Genomic DNA, 15,696 nt, shown 5'->3' with positions numbered 1-15,696 from the left:
CGGTTGAGAGGTTTGCGCTTGAGCCCCCGGCATCGCCGGGGGCTTCTTTCATGTGACGTGCGGGCGTGCGGACTCCTGAGGTCGGTGGGGTGGGGATGCCACCACTATGCCACACGAATTGCAGATCGCAGAAGTGTTTTGCATCTCGCAGTAGCGATGCTACTGTTTAGGCTGTGCTGCAAAGCGCAGTGCATCGCTACGAACGGAAGGAGGTGCCGGTGGCGGAGGAAGAAACGTCCGAGGGCGTCCTGCTCAGCGGCGAGGCGAACGTCGCAACCCGTATCAGGGTGGAGCGCGAGGCGCGCGGCTGGAGCACCAACGCTCTGTCTGACCGGCTCAACGAGGCCGGCTTCGAGATGAACCCGTCCGCGGTCTGGCGGATCGAAAACGGCAAGCGCCGCATCAACCTCGACGACGCCATCGGCTTCGCCGAGGTCCTCGGCATCGACCTGCGCAACCTCATCGGACCGCCGCAGCTGGCCGCCAAGGCCCGTGCCATGGAACTCATCGACGAGGTCGTGGACGCGTTCCGCGCGACCCAGAGAGCCAACATGGCTTTCGCGCAGGCGCGCGACGCGTTCGACGCCTACCTCGCCGAGCACCCCGACATCCGCGAGGAAGCCGACCTCATGGTCCAGAGCGCCATCGCGGAGGAGGCCAGCAAGACCATGCTGAAGATGCACGGCCCTCCGCCCGGTGACCGCGACGCCCACCCCGCCGACCAGGCATAGCCTCCGGCACCCCCTCCCGACCTGGGCCCGCAAACCCCCCAGGCCGGGCAGCTCATCCACATCCCTAGCGATCGACCGGCGGGTCGGCGTTGCCGCGCCCCCATGCCCGCCAAGACCTGTAGAGGACTCCCTCCTTGCGCCAACCCGCAATACCCCCTGCCTCCGTTCCGACCTCGGACGCCGAGGTCGCCCTGCCGCGCCTCTATGTCCCCGAGGAAGTCGCCGACGTACTCGGCTGCTCCGCCTGGTGGGTCAAGGACCGGGCCCGTCGTCGGCTCATCCCCTTCACCCGCGTCGGCCGCGCGTACCGCTTCACCGGCGAGCACCTCGCGGAGATCATCCGAATGAACGAGGCCCGCCCTGCCCTCCCGCAGCAAGGGGCAGCGAAAGCGGCTCCTGCCGTCAAGTCCGCTGCTCCACAGCCTCCTTCGTCGCCCGCCGTTCCCACGGCCCGTCTCCGCGCCCGGCCACCGCGCCGAGCGCGTCAGAGCCAGTTTGGGACTGCGGCCTAGCACGACGACGAAGCAGGGGAGGGATACATGGGTTTCGGCGAGAAGCGCGGAAACTACTGGCGCGGCCGCTACAAGATCGCGCCCGGCAAACACCTCACGGTCGTCGGCGAGGACGACAAGCCGCTGAAGTTCGCCACCAAGGGCGAAGCCCAGCGCGCGGCGAGCGAGGCGGAGAACAAATTCCGGCGTGGCGACTGGCGCGATCCGACGCTAGGCCAGGAGACCTTCGGCGAGTACGCGAGCCGCTGGTACGAGGCGCAGGACCTGGCCGCCTCGACGATGCAGAACTACAAGCGCCACATCGAGGAGCACCTGCTCCCCGACTTCGAGGACAAGGCGATTGCGGGCATTCTGCGCACGGACGTCGAGCTGTGGGAGAAGAAGGAGCGAGCCGTGTACGCGGCCTCCAGCGTCAAGACCTGGCGTTCCACGCTCCATCTGATCTTCGAGGACGCGATCGACGAGGGCCTGCTCACGTCCAACCCGGCAGCCCGTCGCCGAGGTCGAGGCAAGCGCGCAGGCCGCTCGCGCGACCGAGGCCCGGAGAAGGTCGTCACCGACGCGCTCGGCATCCTGCTCACCGCCGAGCGGGCGGCTCTGCTCTCCGGCCGGGATGACGAGTTCGTCGCCACGGTCCTCAAGGGCTACACCGGCAAGCGCTGGGGTGAAATCGTCGGCCTGGAAACGGAGTTCGTCCGACGCAACTCCTTCCGTGTCGAGTGGCAGCTGTACGAGCTGGACACCGGCGAGCTGGTGCGCTGCCCGCCCAAGGACGACAGCTACCGCACCATCGACTCGACGGACTGGCTGTCCGCCCTGGTCTTCAACCACATCGCCCGTACGAAGCCGACGCCCTGCCCCTGCCACGGCAGGACATACGTCTTCCGAGGCCAGGGCGCGGCGCGTACCGGCGGCCACCAGGGCGCCAAGCTCATCGACATCGCTCGCCGCGCCGGAGTCTCCACGGGTACGGTCTCGAACGTCCTCAACCACCCCGACCGCGTCTCGGAGGCGAAGCGCGCCCAGGTGGAGCAGGCGATCCAGGACCTCGCCTTCGTGCGCGGCGGCACCACATCCGAGCACGCGGCCCACTGGCGCCGAAACGGCTTCGCCACCTGGCTGTTCACTCCGGCAGTCTCAGGCTGGTACCCGAAGAAGGCCCCTCAGGAGGCCCGCCCGGTACCGATCCTCGGTGAACCATGGCCCGGCATCCCGGCCCGAGGCCGAGGAGCCGCCGCTCGGGCCGACGCCTGCTGGCTCCCGATCGCCAAGGGCCTCACACCCCACGGCCTGCGCCACACCCACCGCACGATGATGGAGGACCTCGGCACCGAGAAAGTCCTCATGGACGAACGCATGGGCCACATCGACGGCTCGGTCTCCGCCCGCTACGCCCACGTCACCGTCGGCATGCGCCGGCGTCTCGTAGCTGGCCTCACTGCACAGTGGGAAGCAGCGCTCGACGCGCGGCTCGCGATGTGCACCACGTCGCCGGTAGGGGCGCTGGACTCGCTCTTGAAGGCGCGGCGGGTAGGGCTCTCATAAGGCAGACGTAGCCATCCAGGAGGCGTGCGAGGACACCAGTACACGAAGCGGAGGCTGCCGGGTGGGAGAAGGGCTTTACCTGGCCCGGTGGCTCACTTTCAGCGGGATGCTCAGACAATGAACCCGCCCGGAGCAGTGTCCACGGCGCTGCTTGAGCGGTTTGGCAGGTGGAGTCGTGCCGGTACCGGTTGGATGAATGGCGAGGGCCGCTGTTTGCGGCCGGTGCCTGGTGAGGCAGGGTGGAGGCCATGGTGACCTTGGCGAATACCGCAGTGGACGGTTCTGTGCGAGTGGCCTCCCGCGCGCTGCTGGAGCCGGGGAGCCAGGCGCAGGTCGTGTCGATCTGCGGGGTCGAGGCCCTTTGCTTCTACCGACTGGACGCAGCTGAGCACGCACGGCGAGAGCGAAGTTCAGCTGCGCCGTTGGCTCACATGGCCGATCTGGAGTCTCTGCTGGCTCTGCCTGTGGGCATTGCTGTCCCAATGGACACGCTGGGTCCAAAAGAGCGGCGTGCTGTCCGGGCCCTGCCAGCTGGGGCCGCTGAGCGCAGCCGGAAGACCGTGGCCAGGCAGGCTGTGCGTCCCGTGCATGTGGATCTTGCTGTGGTCCGCGCCGCCAGCTTGCGTCAGGGGCTCGAGAAGGCTGGTCGCTTCGCGCCCTTCTGTCGCCGGGCTGTGCTGCTGGATCGCAGGCCAGCTCGTCTGGATGAAGCTTTGGTGGAAGCTGACTTCTACGGAATCGGTGTGTTCGTTGCCTCAGGACGTGACGTTGAGCTGGTCCTGGAGCCGGAGGAGTACAGGCCGCCTCGACACACCGCTGCGGCCTGGTGGTTCGTCGAGGACCTATATCAGCGGCTCCGGTCAGCTTCCGCCTTCTGATCGGTGGCGAGCTGCTCGGGTGCTTCGAGGGCCCAGCGGTCCAGTTGGGCAGGGGACTTGAAGGCGCCCGGTTGCCGGATTGACGCGTTGATCACCGTGTACTGATCCAGGGCTGTCCGGCAGCGGTCGTACCACCACTGCTGACGAGCGAGTCCGGGTTCGGCAGCGGCGAGGGTGCGAAGCCACTCCATGAGGACCGCAACATTGTGAGCGGCCGCCGAGGCCGGCAGGTCGCCGCGATTGCTCGTAAAGGCATCCAGAGCGCGGTTACCAGCGCAGGACGCGCAGTAACAGACCGGTGTGTCCGCGCCACCGTAGCGCTTGGCGATCGTCTCTCCCAGGAAGAACGCCATCAACTCGGGGAAGAGAACGTGCGGAGACCTGACAGGGATGCGCTTGTTCGTCTGTGCCTTTTCGCCTGGTGCGACGATGTGCCGGTAGCGGCTACTCGTGCCGAAAGCAGTGAAGGCTGCACCAGCGGCCAGGGCGCCGAAGGCTGCGAGGTCGGTACGCAGGAGTGCCGCGTCGGGAACTTCCTCGACGAGCCGCTTGAGATGGGTTACGGCTTTGGCGTATCGGCCGAGGGGATCCATTTGTCCGCCCAGCATGATCGCCTTAGGGCCCTTGAGCATGCGCAAATAGGCGATGAGCTGGCGAGTCGACTCTTCGTCGCGCAACCAGGCGACATCGACAGGGGCAGCGAAGACCACTGTTGGGTCGTCAAGTTCCAGGACGCGGGTTACGGCCGCACGAAGGGCGTCCGAGTCTTCGGCCCTGATGTAGCCCGTGGGTGTCATAGCGAGCGTCGCGCCGGCATCGCGTTGCTCGGCCAAGGCAAGTTCCAGGGGGTCATCGAGGAACAGCGTGGGCTCGATCTCGTACGGGAACGGATCGTCTTCTGTTGCGACGCGAGTCTCGTACACAGCCGGGTCGATCAGGAGCGGGCTGTCGAAGCCCTCTTTGAAGCGTAGGGTGCCAGCCTTCTTCACTGCGTCTTCTCCGCACAGGACGAGTCCGCTTCGGCCGGGGTCCAGGTGCGCCTGAACATAGTTGAGGCGGAAGGTACTGACTTGGATCAGCATGCGGCCGCGCAGCTGGCTCATGCCTTCCGACTGCCCTACCTGGCTCGCGGCGTCGGGAGGCTCGGTCAGATCGGAGCGAGGACGGGGCAGCGAGGACGAGGGCTCGTTCATGGTCACCTTCGAGTGGCTGGGATCGATGATGAGTCGGCGCCATCGACGTATAGGCGCTGGAAGTCCTCCGGGAGGAGATGGGCACACGCTGCCGCCTCCTCAAGAGGCATCTGGCGAATAGTCAGCAAGTGCTGCACGAGGGCGGCGACTCGCTGAGGGTGTTCGGGGAGCACCTCGACCGGCTCTGTCGTCCGGTAGCCGAGCGCTGACATCTCGATCATCAGGGTGCGGTACTGCCATTCGCTGATGGTGTTGAGTGTCTGGGCACGGCGCAGGAGAGCCGACATTGAAACGCCCCAAGTGCGTTTGAGATCCGCCAGCCCAGATAGGTCGATCCCGTCTGAGAAGGACGCTCGGATATCGGCGGCCGGCATCAGGAACTCTGCGGCGAAGGCGTCTGCCTGCTTCTCTTGTGTGGACGCTGCCCCGGGTACCGGGTGCATCACCATGTGCCCCAACTCGTGGGCGATGCTGAAGCGGCGACGATCTCCGGGGGTGCGAGTGTTGGCCAGCAGGAGCGGCTGTCGCCCCTCGGGCCACTGGCTCACGGCGTCCAACAGGTCGCTGTCCAAGTCTTCGGTGAGTACGAGGGCGCCAGCGCTCTCCGCTACCCCAACCATGTCGAGCACGGGGCCGGGCGGCATGTTCCATTCCCGGCGGACCCGGCGTGCTGCGTCCTTAGGGGTCACGAGGTCGTTCAACGGGACCCTTACGAAGCGCGACGGCTCCTCAGGCACGCCTGCCTCCGCTGTGAGGCCGTCCAACTGCAGTCGGGCCAGGGCTAGGTGAGCGTGGACGCGGCGTAGGGCAGACGTGGACAGGGACGCCTTCTTGCGGTGATGAACCAAGCCCACCCCAATGCCGCTCACCTGTGGGTCCAGGCAGAGCAGCGCTGGAGGATATCCAAGGGCGGCGGCATATAGGGCCAGACGTTCGTCACTAACGACGAGTCGCCCTGCTTCTGCACGGCTCACGTAGCCCTGGGACACAGGAGTCGCTTCCCCCTGAGACGCCTTAGTCATGGCGGCTGCGACTTCTACCTGGGTCAACCCCCGGGACTCTCGTGCCAACACGAGCATCCCCGGCTGTGCTTCCTGCCTGACCGCTGCCATGCGCTTCTCACCGCCTCATATCAGTCCACGAAACAGTAGCACGAAATATTCCGCCGCTGATGCCTTGCCCGAAACGGATGGCGAGTGAGGTCCCTAGGGTGGCGTTGACTCGGCCGGAACGGCGACGTGCGCGGAGCCAGTTGGGGTGGAGCTCCAGCTCCTGGAACTCTCCTTCTGGGAGCCGCATCTCGAAGTCGGCTCCCAAATGGCTCCCAAATTGGCCCCCGAACGCAAATCAGGCCCGGCACTGATCTCTCAGTACCGGGCCTGACCTGGTGTTTCTCTGTCGGGGTGGCGGGATTTGAACCCACGACCTCTTCGTCCCGAACGAAGCGCGCTGCCAAGCTGCGCTACACCCCGATGTCCGCCCGCTCACGCGGCGACATCGATTACTTTAGCGGACCGGTGGCCGTAGACGAAATCCGGTTTTCGCTGCCGTGCAGGTACGGGCGGATCCGGTCCAGGCCGACGATCGCCAGGGCCAGGGCGTAGAAGATCAGGCCGTAGATCACCGCATTGCCCAGCACCCCCGCGTATCCGTGCTGCTCCACGTCCAGGAACGGGTACGGGTAGCGGGCCTTCGCGCCGGGGGACATGAGGGCGCCCCTGACCAGGACGAAGGCGAAATACGCGAGCGGGTAGAGCAGCCACAGTCCGGCGTGGCGGGGGCGCAGGCCGCCGGGGGGTGTGAACAGGAGCCAGTCCAGGAGGGCCGCCGCGGGGGTGACCATGTGGAGGAGGACGTTGGCCGCCTGGCTCCAGCCGGTCGGGGTCGGGACGGCCGGGTCGCCCTGCAGCACCAGGTTGTAGACCAGGCCCGTGATGCAGATGAAGAGGAGCGCGCCGCCGGTGACCCAGGCCGGCAGCGGTGGGCTGCCCGTCCAGGCGCGGTACGCGGAGATGCCGCAGGCCAGCGCGAGCAGGATGTTCGACTGGATCGTGAAGTAGCTCAGGAGCTGGCCGGGGCTGACCAGGAAGAGGTCGATCACGATGCCGGTGACCGCCGCCGCGCAGATCAGCGCGCGGAAGGCTGCCGCGTACGGGTGGCGGTGCGGGGGGACGACGGCTGCCGGTGGGACGGCGGTGGGGAGTGGCGCGACCATGCTCCCCACCGTAGGGGCGCAGTGATCAGTCGCGCGCGGTGAGCGTCAGCAGGGTGACCTCGGGCGGGCAGGCGAAGCGGACGGGGGTGTAGCGGTTGGTGCCGCAGCCTGCCGAGACGTGCAGGTAGGAGCGCGTGGAGGGGGATGTGCTGTGGGTGGAGAGGCCCTTCACCCGCTTGGTGTCCAGGTCGCAGTTGGTGACGAGGGCGCCGTAGAAGGGGATGCAGAGCTGGCCGCCGTGGGTGTGGCCCGCGAGGATCAGGGGGTAGCCGTCGGCGGTGAACGCGTCGATGGCGCGGAGGTACGGGGCGTGGACGACGCCGATGGAGACGTCGGCGCCCGTTTCGGGGCCGCCCGCGACCTCGGCGTAGCGGTCGCGCTTGATGTGCGGGTCGTCCAGGCCGGTGAAGGCGATCTCCGCGCCGTCGAGCTTGAGGCGGCCGCGGGTGTTGGTGAGGTTGAGCCAGCCCGCCTGGTCGAAGCCGTCGCGCAGGTCTTCCCAGGGGTTGTGGATGACGTTGACCGCGGGCGGGTTGCCGTTCAGGCCCGTCTTGCCCTGGACCTTCTCGAGGAGGTAGCGGGCCGGGTTGCGGAACATGGGGCCGTAGTAGTCGTTCGAGCCGAAGACGTACGCGCCCGGGAACTCCATCAGCGGGCCCAGCGCGTCCAGCACCTCGGGGACCGCTTCGGTGTCCGAGAGGTTGTCGCCGGTGTTGACCACGAAGTCGGGGCGCAGACCCGCCAGGGACTGCAGCCAGCGCTGCTTCTTGCGCTGGCCGCCGACCATGTGGATGTCGGAGACCTGGAGGACGCGGAGCGGGCGCGCGCCGGGCGCGAGGACCGGGACCGTCACTCTGCGCAGGCGGTACGAGCGTGCCTCGAAACCGGCGGCGTAGGCGATGCCGGCCGCGCCAACAGCCGTGATTCCTGCGGTGACTTTGAGGGGAACTCCGTAGCGTGCGCGCATGCGCCCATCGTCGCAGACGGGCCGGAGCACGGAAATCCGCGGGCGGCCCGGGCGCCGTACCTGCGACACTTGACCCCATGACCACGCTGAAGGCCAGGCTGAAGGACGAACTCACCGAGGCGATCCGGGCGCGCGACGAGCTGCGCTCCTCGACGCTCCGGCTGACGCTCTCCGCGATCACCAATGAAGAGGTTTCGGGCAAGACCGCCCGGGAGCTCTCCGACGACGAGGTCGTCAAGGTGATCGCCAAGGAGGCGAAGAAGCGCCGTGAGGCGGCCGAGGCGTTCGAGCAGGGCGGTCGCGCCGAGTCGGCCGCGCGGGAGAAGGCCGAGGGCGAGCTCCTCGCCGAGTACCTGCCGAAGCAGCTGTCCGACGACGAGCTGGGCGCGATCGTCGCCGGGGCCGTCGAGGAGGCGAAGGCTGCGGGCGCCGAGGGGCCGCGGGCGATGGGTGCGGTCATGAAGATCGTCAACCCGAAGGTGGCGGGTCTCGCCGAGGGCGGCAGGGTGGCCGCCGAGGTGAAGAAGCGCCTCGCGGGCTGATCGCGGGAAACACCGCAGGGGCAGAACGAAGGGGCGTCCGGATCGAGCCGGGCGCCCCTTCGTCGTACGTACAAGCTGAAGCTGTCAGCCTCTGTTGCCGCCGTTCTCGTTCCCGCGGGTCCCGCCGGCGTCGTTGCCGCCGACCGTGGTGCCCCCGACCGTCAGGCCCGGGATGGAGATGCCGGGGTCCGGGGTGTTGGTGTCGCCGGGCTTGCCGTCGTCGCCCTTGTGCTTGCCCTTCTCGTCGTCGCCCTCGGGCTTGGTGTTGCCGCGGGGGACGTCGATGAAGTTGAAGGACGGGGCGTCCGAGCCGAGCGCACCGGTCATCGCGGTCCGCCAGATCGGACCCGGCAGACAGCCACCGCAGACCTTGTCGTAGTACTGGTCGCCGATGGTGATGTCGGTCATCGGGATCTGCTTCGAGCCGTCGCTGCCGACCCAGACCGCCGTGGACAGGTTCGGGGTGTAGCCGACGAACCAGGCGTTCTTGCGCTCGTCGGTGGTACCCGTCTTGCCCGCGTTGTCACGGTCGCTGAGTCCGGCCTGGGCGCCGGTGCCGTCCTCGACCACGCCCTTGAGCATCTGGTTGACGGTGTCGGCCGTGTCGGTGCTCATCGCCTGGCTGCACTGCGACTGCGGTACGGACATCTGCTTGCCGTCGCGGCCGGTCACGGCCTCTATGGCGACGGGGGAGCAGTACGTCCCCCGGTTGGCGAAGGTCGCGTACACCGAGGCCATCGCCAGCGGGGTCGACTCCTGACCGCCGAGCGTCGTGGACGGCGTGAACATCAGCGGCTTGTTGTTGCCGCGGATGTAACCGACCTTCTGCGCCATCGTGACCGTCTCGCAGAGGCCGGCCTTCTGCTCCAGCGTCGCGAAGTAGGTGTTGATGGACTTGCCGAGGGCGCTCGTCATGTCGAACGCGCCCTTCTCGGTCTGCATCTCGTTCTGCACCGACCACGTACCGCCGTCGGCGGGCGAGTTGTCACAGGTGCGGAAGCTCGCGCCGGGCAGGCCGATCTTCCAGTCCGTGTCGAAGACCGTGTTCGGGCTGATGCCCTTCTCCAGCGCGGCCGCCGCGGTGATGGGCTTGAAGGTCGAGCCCACCTGGAAGCCGGCGTACGTGCCGCCCATCTTGTTGTCGACGGAGAGGTTCAGCACCGTCTCGTGCTTCTTCTGGTCCAGACCGTACGGACGCGACTGCGCCATCGCGAGGATCTTGCCCGTGCCCGGCTGGACCTGCACGACCGCGTCCGCGATCTTGTCGTCCTTGTTGACCTTGGACGTCGCGGCCTCGTTCGACGCCGCCTGGTTCTTCGGGTCGAGCGTCGTCCTGATGGTCAGTCCGCCGGTTGCCCAGATCTTCTGCCGCTCCTCCTCGGTCTTGCCGAAGGCCGGGTCGGTCAGGAAGGTCTTGCGTACGTAGTCGCAGAAGAAGCCGGCGCCCTGTATCGACGTGATGCAGCCGCTCCGCGGCTTGGTCACCTTCAGCTGGATCGGGGTGGCCTTCGCCTTGGCCTCCTCCGCCGGCGTGATGTCGCCGACGTCCGCCATCCGCTTGAGCACGGTGTCGCGGCGGAGCTTGGCCTCCTCCTTGTCGTTGACCGGGTCGTACCGGCTGGGCGACTGGACGAGTCCGGCGAGGAGCGCCGACTCGGGGAGGGTGAGGTCCTTGGCGGACTTGGAGAAGTACCGCTGGGCGGCGGACTCGATGCCGTACGCCTGCTCACCGAAGAAGGTGATGTTGAGGTAGTTCTCCAGGATCTTCTTCTTGCCGAGCTTCTCCTCGACCTGGATCGCGTACTTCAGTTCGCGGATCTTGCGGCCGAGGCTCTTCTGCTGGGCCTCGGCGACCTTGGTCGGGTCGTTGCCCGCCTCCTCGACGAAGACGTTCTTCACGTACTGCTGCGTCAGCGTGGACGCACCCTGGGCGGCGCCGCCCTCCTGGGCGTTGCGGTTGACCGCACGCAGCACGCCCTTGAGGTCGACCGCGCCGTGCTGGTAGAAGCGTGCGTCCTCGATCGCGACGATCGCCTTCTGCATGTACGGGGAGACCTTGGCCAGCGGGACCACCGTGCGGTCGCGTTCGTAGACCGTGGCGATCTGGCCGCCCTTGGAGTCCAGGATTCTGGTGCGCTGGCTCAGCGGCGGGGTCTGCAAGTTGGAGGGGATGTCGTCGAATCCCTTGACCGTGCCCTTGGCCGCGAGCCCCAGCGTGCCGAAGGCCGGCAGCGCGATGCCTGCCAGCACGGCCCCGGAGAGCGCGGCGACACCTAGGAATTTGGCGGCCTGCTGGGTCTGGGTCAGACCCCCGCCGGAGCGCTTCTTTGCCATGGGGGCAGCCTACGTTCTCATTCGCCGGACACACGTATATGCCTTGGCCTAAGCTGCACTCAACTGTCACAGCAGTGCGGTTTCGTATCAAGCCCCCCGACGTCACAGACGCAACAACTGTGTGGTTCCACTCGCCCCGAATCGAGTGGATGCATGTCCGAATCTGCCCCATGCGTCATCCCGTGTCCCATGTAGCGCGACCCAACTGTCCCTATTGTCCGGGTTGGTTACGCATGTCCGCGGCTCACTCCGTCGGGTGATCTGCCGCTTACGCATAGTCCGTTCGGGCCATTCAAGATTGGGCCCGAAGGGGGTGTTGCGCTGTGCCCACCTTCCGTAACGTCCTCAACTGGCAGCGGTGAATATGCCGCTGTCGCCGTGGGGGAGCCTCGATTCGGGAGAGGACGGCGCCGGCATGGGCTGGGTAACTGACTGGAGTGCGCAGGCTGCCTGCCGCACTACTGATCCGGATGAACTGTTCGTACAGGGTGCGGCGCAGAACAGGGCCAAGGCGGTGTGCACCGGCTGTCCGGTGCGGACCGAGTGCCTGGCCGATGCGCTCGACAACCGCGTCGAGTTCGGCGTATGGGGCGGAATGACCGAGCGGGAGCGCCGCGCACTGCTGCGCAGGCGTCCCACGGTCACCTCCTGGCGCCGGCTGCTCGAGACCGCGCGGACGGAGTACGAGCGGAGCGCGGGCATTCTGCCTGCGGTCATCGTGGACGACGAAGCGTTCGAGGAGACGTACGCCGCCGTGGGGTAGGACCACCGATGCGGTGCGGGGACGACCAGCTCAGGCCAGTGGAGCACCAGGGGCCGCGAGCCGGTCGCCGATGGCCCGGAGTCCTGCGAGGTCGTGCACGTCGCCGGGCAGGGCCGCCACTTCGGTCACTGCCACCTCGGGGTGGAGCGCGGAGAAGCGGTCGCGCGTTCGCTGTTCACGCGCGAGCACCTGCATGCGTTCGGCGTGCAGGCGCAGCAGGCCCGCCGTCAGTGCGTCCGTGGTCGGCACGTCATCGGTGGTGTGGATCAACTCTTCGGCGCCCTCGGGGACTTGGGGTGCGGATGCGTCGGTGACTTCTGGGCTCCGTACGCCGGGGACAACGGCATCGGGGACCTCGGGAGAGGCGGCGGTGGGGCCTGAGTCACGAACTCCAGCCTTCCCGTCCCCCTGATCCACAATGCGGGCCTCTTCAAGATTTTCCGCGGCGGCAAGTGCCCGCTCGGCCGACAGCCGGGCGGCGCCGCTGCCATGGACCCTGTTGAGTACGAGACCTGCGAGGGGCATCTCCTCGGCCGCGAGCCGCTCCACGAAGTACGCGGCCTCGCGCAGCGCGTCCCGCTCCGGGGCGGCGACCACCAGGAAGGCGGTCCCGGGCGCCTGGAGGAGCTTGTACGTCGCGTCCGCGCGCGTACGGAAGCCGCCGAACATGGTGTCCATGGCGGTCACGAACGTCTGCACGTCGCGCAGGAACTGGCCCCCGAGAAGCTTGCCCAGCGTCCCCGTCATCATCGACATCCCGACGTTGAGGAACGCCATGCCGGCGCGCCCGCCGACCTTCGCCGGGGCCATGAGCAGCCGGATGAACTTCCCGTCCAGGAACGACCCGAGCCGTTTCGGCGCGTCCAGGAAGTCCAGCGCGGAGCGCGAGGGCGGGGTGTCGACGATGATCAGGTCCCACTCGTCGCGGGCCCGCAGCTGCCCGAGCTTCTCCATCGCCATGTACTCCTGCGTGCCGGCGAAGCCCGCGGAGAGCGACTGGTAGAAGGGGTTGCCCAGGATGGCGGCCGCCCGCTCCTTGTCCGCGTGCGCCTCGACGATCTCGTCGAAGGTCCGCTTCATGTCGAGCATCATGGCGTGCAGTTCGCCGTCGCCGGTCTCGCTCTTGATGCCGTCGACGCGTCGAGGGACGTTGTCCAGGGAGTCGATGCCCATGGACTGGGCGAGGCGGCGGGCCGGGTCGATGGTCAGGACGACCGCCTTGCGCCCGCGCTCGGCCGCCCGTACGCCGAGGGCCGCAGCGGTCGTCGTCTTGCCCACGCCGCCCGATCCGCAGCAGACGATGATGCGCGTCGCCGGGTCGTCGATCAGCGGATCGATGTCGAGCGTGGGTGCCGGTGTCATGGTCATGTGGTGACGTGCCTCCGCAGTTCCCTCGCCAGCCGGTAGAGCCCGCCCAGGTCCAACCCCTCGCCCAGTAGCGGGAGTTCGTACGTGGGCAGCCCCAGCTCTTCCAGTACGCCGCGCTGCTCGCGCTCCAGCTCCACCCGCTCCGCGTGCTCGGCGGCCTCCGCGAGGAGCGGGGAGACGAGCTTGGCCGAACCGCTCACCCCGGCCCGCGTCAGCGCCTTCGCGACCTCCTTGCGGCGGTCGCCGGAGACGGTGTTCAGCGCGGTCGCGTCCAGGAGCGTGGGCCGCACCATGTTCACGATGATGTTGCCGACGGGCAGCTTCGCGGCGCGCAGCTCGTGGATGCCGTCCGCGGTCTCCTGGACCGGCATCTCCTCGAGCAGCGTCACCAGATGCACCGCAGTCTCCGGGGACTTCAGCACGCGCATCACGGCCTGGGCCTGATTGTGTATCGGGCCTATCTTCGCCAGCCCCGCCACCTCGTCGTTGACGTTCAGGAAGCGGGTGATGCGGCCGGTGGGCGGGGCGTCCATCACCACGTAGTCGTAGGCGTACTTGCCGTGCTTGTCCTTGCGGCGGACGGCTTCGCAGGCCTTCCCCGTCAGCAGGACGTCCCGTACGCCGGGCGCGATCGTCGTCGCGAAGTCGATCGCGCCGAGCTTCTTCAGGGCGCGGCCCGCGCCGCCCAGTTTGTAGAACATCTGGAGGTAGTCGAGGAGGGCGCGCTCGGCGTCTATGGCCAGCGCGAACACCTCTCCGCCGCCGGGCGCGACGGCGATCTTCCGTTCCTCGTAGGGGAATGCCTCCGTCTCGAAGAGCTGCGCGATGCCCTGTCTGCCCTCGACCTCGACGAGGAGCGTGCGCTTGCCCTCGGTCGCGAGGGCGAGCGCGAGGGCTGCGGCCACCGTGGTCTTTCCGGTGCCGCCCTTGCCGCTGACCACCTGGAGCCTGCTCACGTCTTCGAGCCTAACCAGTCGGGCCCGGTACTAAGCCGGGGGCTGTCAGTGACAGCGACTACAGTCGGCACATGAGCAAGAAGTGGGAGTACGCGACTGTGCCGCTGCTGGTGCACGCGACGAAGCAGATTCTGGACACCTGGGGCGAGGACGGCTGGGAGCTGGTCCAGGTCGTGCCCGGGCCGAACAACCCCGAGCAGCTCGTGGCGTACCTGAAGCGCGAGAAGACCGCATGAGCGGGGCGGTCGAGGCGCGGCTGGCCGAGCTCGGCCTGACGCTGCCGCAGGTCGTGCCGCCGCTGGCCGCGTACCAGCCGGCCGTGCAGTCCGGGGTGTACGTGTACACGGCGGGCCAGCTCCCGATGGTCGAGGGCAAGCTCCCGACGACCGGGAAGGTCGGCGCCGAGGTCACCGCGGAGGAGGCCAAGGAGCTTGCGCGGACCTGTGCGCTCAACGCGCTGGCCGCCGTGAAGTCGGTCGCGGGCGACCTGGACCGGATCGCCCGGGTCGTGAAGGTCACCGGTTTCGTCGCCTCGGCCACGGACTTCACCGGTCAGCCGGGTGTGCTGAACGGTGCGAGCGAGCTGCTCGGCGAGGTCCTCGGCGACAAGGGGGTGCACGCCCGCAGCGCCGTGGGTGTCGCGGTGCTGCCGCTGGACGCACCGGTCGAGGTCGAGATCCAGGTCGAACTGACCGAGGCCTAGCCTCTGCCGGGTCTGGAGCCTGTACGGCACACGGGTTAGCCTCCGCCCATGTCCTCAACGCAGGCCAATGGCCAGTGGTACCCGCCGGAGTGGCCCGACCGGATCCGCGCGCTCGCCAGCGGCGAGCTCACCGCGGTCGAGCCGCGCCGGGCCGCGACGGTCATGCTGCTGCGTGACACGCCGTCCGGACCCGCGGTCCACATGCTGCGCAGACGCGCCTCCATGGCATTCGCCGGAGGCGCGTACGCGTATCCGGGCGGCGGCGTGGACCCCCGCGACGACGACCGCCCCGTCGGTTGGGCGGGGCCGGCCAGGGAGGCCTGGGCGGCGCGCCTGGGCGTCGACGCGGCCTCGGCGCAGGCGATCGTCCTCGCGGCCGTACGGGAGACGTACGAGGAAGCCGGCGTGCTCCTCGCGGGCCCGACCGCCGACACGGTGGTCGACGACCTGTCGGGGGAGGACTGGGAGGCGGACCGTGCGGCCCTGGTCGCCCGGGACCTGTCGTTCGCGGACTTCCTGGACCGGCGGGAACTGGTGCTGCGCTCCGATCTGCTGGGCGCGTGGGCGCGGTGGATCACCCCGGAGTTCGAGCCGAAGCGGTACGACACCTGGTTCTTCGTGGCCGCACTCCCGCCGGGCCAGCGCACGCGCAACGCGTCGACGGAGGCGGACCGTACGGTCTGGACGCGGCCGGCGGAGGCCGCCGAGGGCTACGACAAGGGGGAGCTGCTGATGATGCCGCCGACGGTGGCCACCCTGCGCGCACTCCAGCCGTACGCGACGGCGGCGGACGCGCTGGCGGGGGCGGCGGAGCAGGACATGACGCCGGTCCTGGCCCGGGCGAGCTTCGAGAACGGCCAACTGACCCTGTCCTGGCCGGGCCACGCAGAATTCACGAAACGCATCGGCCCCAACCCGTAGCCACCGCCCACCCACCCACCCACCGTGTGGGCAATCGTTCCGCAGGGCGGAACGGGTGGGCACACGCC

15 protein-coding genes, 1 tRNA gene and 1 pseudogene are annotated in these 15,696 nt (G+C 68.3%); 8 read left to right on the top strand and 9 right to left on the bottom strand.

Annotated elements, in window-relative coordinates; all coding sequences use genetic code 11:
* Positions 1-218 precede the first annotated feature (218 nt).
* The 3 genes from OG707_RS17940 (at position 219) to OG707_RS17930 (ending at position 2,788) form a co-directional block, all read left to right on the top strand.
* Positions 219-731, top strand: coding sequence for a helix-turn-helix domain-containing protein (locus OG707_RS17940; protein WP_329119423.1), 513 nt, complete (start codon positions 219-221; stop codon positions 729-731).
* 134 nt (positions 732-865) lie between these two features.
* Positions 866-1,243, top strand: coding sequence for a helix-turn-helix domain-containing protein (locus OG707_RS17935; RefSeq protein WP_329119421.1), 378 nt, complete (start codon positions 866-868; stop codon positions 1,241-1,243).
* 27 nt (positions 1,244-1,270) lie between these two features.
* Positions 1,271-2,788, top strand: a complete 1,518-nt coding sequence (locus OG707_RS17930; protein WP_329119419.1) for a LacI family DNA-binding transcriptional regulator — start codon at positions 1,271-1,273, stop codon at positions 2,786-2,788.
* Between the two features lie 847 nt (positions 2,789-3,635).
* Here the strand turns inward: OG707_RS17930 and OG707_RS17925 are convergent.
* The 6 genes and pseudogenes from OG707_RS17925 to OG707_RS17900 all read right to left on the bottom strand — a co-directional run bounded on the left by OG707_RS17925 (position 3,636) and on the right by OG707_RS17900 (position 8,041).
* Positions 3,636-4,859 carry a hypothetical protein gene (locus OG707_RS17925; protein WP_329119417.1) on the bottom strand — a complete coding sequence of 408 codons (1,224 nt, stop codon included), beginning with the start codon at positions 4,857-4,859 and terminating at the stop codon, positions 3,636-3,638.
* 2 nt (positions 4,860-4,861) lie between these two features.
* Positions 4,862-5,596: an ImmA/IrrE family metallo-endopeptidase gene (locus tag OG707_RS17920; protein WP_329127850.1), complete on the bottom strand. Its 735-nt coding sequence runs from the start codon at positions 5,594-5,596 to the stop codon at positions 4,862-4,864.
* A 162-nt stretch (positions 5,597-5,758) separates the two neighbouring features.
* A pseudogene (locus OG707_RS17915) lies at positions 5,759-5,938 on the bottom strand (helix-turn-helix domain-containing protein); the annotation flags it as partial.
* 319 nt (positions 5,939-6,257) lie between these two features.
* Positions 6,258-6,331, bottom strand: a tRNA-Pro gene (locus tag OG707_RS17910).
* A 29-nt stretch (positions 6,332-6,360) separates the two neighbouring features.
* A complete protein-coding gene (locus OG707_RS17905; RefSeq protein WP_329119416.1) occupies positions 6,361-7,074 on the bottom strand; it encodes a Pr6Pr family membrane protein in 714 nt (237 codons plus the stop codon).
* A gap of 25 nt (positions 7,075-7,099) precedes the next feature.
* On the bottom strand, positions 7,100-8,041 hold the full coding sequence (locus tag OG707_RS17900; RefSeq protein WP_329119414.1) for a metallophosphoesterase: 942 nt from the start codon (positions 8,039-8,041) through the stop codon (positions 7,100-7,102).
* Positions 8,042-8,118: 77 nt separating this feature from the next.
* Here OG707_RS17900 and OG707_RS17895 point away from each other — a divergent pair, with 77 nt between their 5' ends.
* The gene (locus tag OG707_RS17895) at positions 8,119-8,583 is read left to right on the top strand and encodes a GatB/YqeY domain-containing protein (protein WP_329119412.1); all 465 of its coding nucleotides are present in this window, start codon (positions 8,119-8,121) and stop codon (positions 8,581-8,583) included.
* A gap of 84 nt (positions 8,584-8,667) precedes the next feature.
* On the opposite strand, the gene OG707_RS17890 is transcribed toward OG707_RS17895, so the two are convergent.
* Positions 8,668-10,917 carry a transglycosylase domain-containing protein gene (locus tag OG707_RS17890; protein ID WP_329119410.1) on the bottom strand — a complete coding sequence of 750 codons (2,250 nt, stop codon included), beginning with the start codon at positions 10,915-10,917 and terminating at the stop codon, positions 8,668-8,670.
* 415 nt (positions 10,918-11,332) lie between these two features.
* Between OG707_RS17890 and OG707_RS17885 the strand changes: the two genes are divergently transcribed.
* Complete coding sequence (locus OG707_RS17885) at positions 11,333-11,680, top strand: WhiB family transcriptional regulator (protein WP_329119408.1); 348 nt, start codon at positions 11,333-11,335, stop codon at positions 11,678-11,680.
* 30 nt (positions 11,681-11,710) lie between these two features.
* Here the strand turns inward: OG707_RS17885 and OG707_RS17880 are convergent, their stop codons facing one another.
* Together OG707_RS17880 and OG707_RS17875 are read right to left on the bottom strand one after the other, a co-directional pair.
* The gene (locus OG707_RS17880; RefSeq protein WP_329119406.1) at positions 11,711-13,048 is read right to left on the bottom strand and encodes an ArsA family ATPase; all 1,338 of its coding nucleotides are present in this window, start codon (positions 13,046-13,048) and stop codon (positions 11,711-11,713) included.
* The gene (locus OG707_RS17875; protein WP_329119404.1) at positions 13,045-14,004 is read right to left on the bottom strand and encodes an ArsA-related P-loop ATPase; all 960 of its coding nucleotides are present in this window, start codon (positions 14,002-14,004) and stop codon (positions 13,045-13,047) included. The genes OG707_RS17880 and OG707_RS17875 overlap by 4 nt, the downstream gene beginning before the upstream one ends.
* 71 nt (positions 14,005-14,075) lie before the next feature.
* On the opposite strand from OG707_RS17875, the gene OG707_RS17870 reads away from it, so the two are divergent.
* Genes OG707_RS17870 through OG707_RS17860 form a run of 3 tightly spaced genes read left to right on the top strand, consistent with a single transcriptional unit; the run spans position 14,076 to position 15,628 of the window.
* Positions 14,076-14,240 (top strand): DUF4177 domain-containing protein, encoded by a 165-nt coding sequence (locus OG707_RS17870; protein WP_206961848.1) that lies wholly within the window; start codon positions 14,076-14,078, stop codon positions 14,238-14,240.
* Positions 14,237-14,707 carry a RidA family protein gene (locus OG707_RS17865; RefSeq protein ID WP_329119400.1) on the top strand — a complete coding sequence of 157 codons (471 nt, stop codon included), beginning with the start codon at positions 14,237-14,239 and terminating at the stop codon, positions 14,705-14,707. The genes OG707_RS17870 and OG707_RS17865 overlap by 4 nt, the downstream gene beginning before the upstream one ends.
* A gap of 48 nt (positions 14,708-14,755) precedes the next feature.
* The gene (locus OG707_RS17860; RefSeq protein ID WP_329119398.1) at positions 14,756-15,628 is read left to right on the top strand and encodes an NUDIX hydrolase; all 873 of its coding nucleotides are present in this window, start codon (positions 14,756-14,758) and stop codon (positions 15,626-15,628) included.
* Positions 15,629-15,696: the final 68 nt, after the last annotated feature.

It is taken from the genome of Streptomyces sp. NBC_01465 (assembly GCF_036227325.1).
GTDB lineage: Bacteria > Actinomycetota > Actinomycetes > Streptomycetales > Streptomycetaceae > Streptomyces.
The sequence above is the reverse complement of the archived record's forward strand: the minus strand, read 5'-3'. Positions and strand labels throughout refer to the sequence as shown.